Origin of the sequence: Shewanella jiangmenensis (assembly GCF_018596335.1) — a bacterium.
In the GTDB taxonomy this organism is placed as follows: domain Bacteria; phylum Pseudomonadota; class Gammaproteobacteria; order Enterobacterales; family Shewanellaceae; genus Shewanella; species Shewanella jiangmenensis.
On sequence record NZ_JAHEPS010000020.1, the window covers coordinates 1 to 3,091 of the forward strand.

1 protein-coding gene is annotated in these 3,091 nt (G+C 49.0%); it reads left to right on the forward strand.

The window, feature by feature from the left end:
- The first annotated feature begins 1,287 nt into the window (after nucleotides 1-1,287).
- The gene (locus tag KJI95_RS19320; RefSeq protein ID WP_214508833.1) at nucleotides 1,288-2,865 is read left to right on the forward strand and encodes a DUF3369 domain-containing protein; all 1,578 of its coding nucleotides are present in this window, start codon (nucleotides 1,288-1,290) and stop codon (nucleotides 2,863-2,865) included.
- Nucleotides 2,866-3,091: the final 226 nt, after the last annotated feature.

The following is a 3,091-nucleotide window of genomic DNA, read 5'->3' on the forward strand; positions in this document are numbered from 1 at the left end:
ATGGGGTTGTTAGTATGCAACATGAGAGTTACCTCTTTTGTTTTGATTGAAGATTCGACACCTTTATCAAAACGGGTAACTCTCACCTTTTCAAGATGATGTGTCAGATCAAGTCGCGACTAATACACTGTAGAGGGGATAACTTTTCCAACTTTTCCTTTAACTCTTTAGTTACGGATTGCTTCTCTGTTTGTCCTGACATCGTTATTTCCTTTTCTTTTGACAACAAAGAGATGGGGGGCGCATCTGAAAATTCAAGGTCATAATTCGCACAACGCAGATTATGCAAAAAGGCCGCCGGTCATCGCTATGATACCTTGGCGGCCTTTCTACATAATCTCAGTTACATTGTGCGCATTTAGGTGTGAGGCTGTTTGCGTGCTGTGGTGTTGGGCTCGATTATCCCTGTGGTTACGCGCCAGCACGTCGCTACTACTCTCAGCCTTCGCTTGGCGAAGCATGCAGCCTGACACTAGATTGATGCTCCGCGAGATTCATTTAATGTTGAGACTGGTTTGCTTGGCTTTGATGCCATGCGAGTTAACTTCATATAAAAGCACGTCCTCCAAATAACCTAAGCTGTTTGTGATAACGCTGCTGCTCACCGCATATGCACCAGCGACATGCCGTTCCTTCATCAACTCGTGGTTTCATTTGCTCCGGAAATTTCCCGCCCAAGTACATATGCATAGACGCGAACAGTCGCTCTAACCGTCTATCGCCAAAGCCTTTTTAGCCGTTGCAAAGACTCACCTGTAATTTTCGACTATCTATTAATCATGAAACCTGTGAATGCCGATGCGTTGCTTTGCTACTTGCCGCATTGGCTCTTGCACTGGCTGCATGCTGAAGCAGTCGCCATCAGGTCGTCTGTCAGTTTGTCATGGCGACCATCGCTATGCATTAGCGCTCTATCGAGCTCAGGTTCCAAGTTGTCGGGCGCTGTGCTTATGTCTTGATTACTCAGCTTGCAATTCACCCTGTTGCGGCATGCCCACAGGCAAAGCTGCCAAACCCGCCGTTTAGACTCGGGGTCCAGGCACTGAACGTCCGCCACGCATAAATGACCTTCAAAAATCAGCCGCGCCAACAGCGCTTCCGGGATAGCGAGATTAATGTTTTTCAATGTGATACCTCTCTGGAGGTAAAAAGGAATTCATTTGGTGATAATGATTCTCATCTAGATTCTGGTCAATGGTTTTTACCGCAAATTTTGCACTCGCGCGACTTTGTTGAACTACACTCAAATTGCTGGCAGGTATCGATTTAATAAGTAGAGGTCATCTAATGCTCATTGATATGGCAAAGAAAAACCCGCTGTTTTCGGGACGAAAGAAAGCAGAAGCCGAAGATACTGGTCCAGCGTGGAAAATTCTTATCGTCGATGACGAGCCCGATGTCCACACTGTGACCAAATTGGCCCTCTCCCGCTTTAAGCTCGAGGGTCGTTCGCTTGCGTTTATCAATGCCTACAGTGGTGAACAGGCAAAAGAGATCCTGAATACTGAAAAGGACATCGCCGTCGCCTTTGTCGATGTGGTGATGGAGAGCGATCATGCCGGCCTTGAGCTGGTAAAATGGATCCGAGAAGAGCTTAAAAACCGCACCATGCGTATCGTGCTGCGTACCGGCCAGCCCGGACAAGCCCCCGAAGAAGATGTGATAGTCAATTACGACATTAACGACTACAAGGCCAAGGCCGAGCTTGATTCTCGCAAACTGGTGACCAGTGTTTACTCCTCGCTGCGCTCGTACCGCGACATCATGGAGATTGAGCAGGCGCGGCAAATTCAGCTTAAACATCGCCATGGGCTTGAGCGGGTGCTCGAAGCAACCTCTGGCTTATTTGAATTACGTACCCTGCATAAATTCGCTGACGGGCTACTGACCCAGGTAGCAAGCCTGCTTAACCTGGATACTGAAACCCTGCTGCTTTCCTGCAATGCCATGGATGCCATCAGCGGCAATGTGGACTCCCATGAACTTGAGATCCTTGCCGGCACCGGCCAGTTTGCGGCGCACCATGAGCGGGCGCTGGCGCCCAATGTGCTGGCGCTGCTCAAAGAGGCGCTCACTCAAAAACGTTGTCTTTATGAGCAAAACTGTTTTGTGGGGTACTTTCCGACCAAGAGCGGGCTGATTAATTTGCTTTATATGGACGGCATCGACCGGATTTCCGATCTGGACAAGCAATTAATTGATATTTTTGCCATTAACGTCGGTGTTGCGTTCGAAAACCTGCTGCTGGCGCAGGAAGTGGAAGATACCCAGTCTGAGCTTATTATGCGCCTTGGCGATGTGGTGGAGAGCCGTTCAAAAGAAGCGGCCAATCACGTTAAGCGGATGTCCGCTTATTGCTATGACTTGGCCCTCCTTGCAGGCATGGCCGATTTTGAGGCTGAGCTACTGAAACGCGCCGCCCCTATGCACGATATAGGTAAAATCGCCATCCCCGATGCGGTGCTGCTAAAGCCCGGTAAACTCGATGACAGCGAGTGGCAAGTAATGCGCCAGCACCCTGTAATAGGTCATCAAATCCTTGCCAACTCCGAGCGCCCTATTCTTAACGCGGCGGCGACCATCTCTTTGCAGCACCACGAAAAATACGATGGCAGTGGTTATCCAAGTGGTCTTAAGGGCGAACAGATTCATATTTTTGCGCGTATTGTAGCGATTTCAGATGTGTTTGACGCGCTGTCCCATGCCCGCTGCTATAAAGAGGCCTGGCCAATCGATAAGGTGCTTGAAGAAATGAAGCGCAGTTCAGGTACTCATTTCGATCCGGCGCTGCTGCAACTCTTTATTGATAACATTGATACCTTTATCGCTATCAAGGAGTGCTGGAAAGATACTTCAGAAGAATAGTACGCCGCGAATGAATGATTCCGCAGCGGCGTGAGCCTGCGCTGAAAAGTGCTGATATTCTGCCATGGTGAGGCTATGGAATGGCGCTTAGTGCGGTTCAGGTGTAATAGCTCAGACCTGATCTGACAGTTACCCGATTTTGGGGTGCCGTTGTCAGATTAGATTTGGGCTAAATTCTTTTCAGCCCAAACCCGTTTTCCATCAATTAATGTAGCCATCGGTGTGC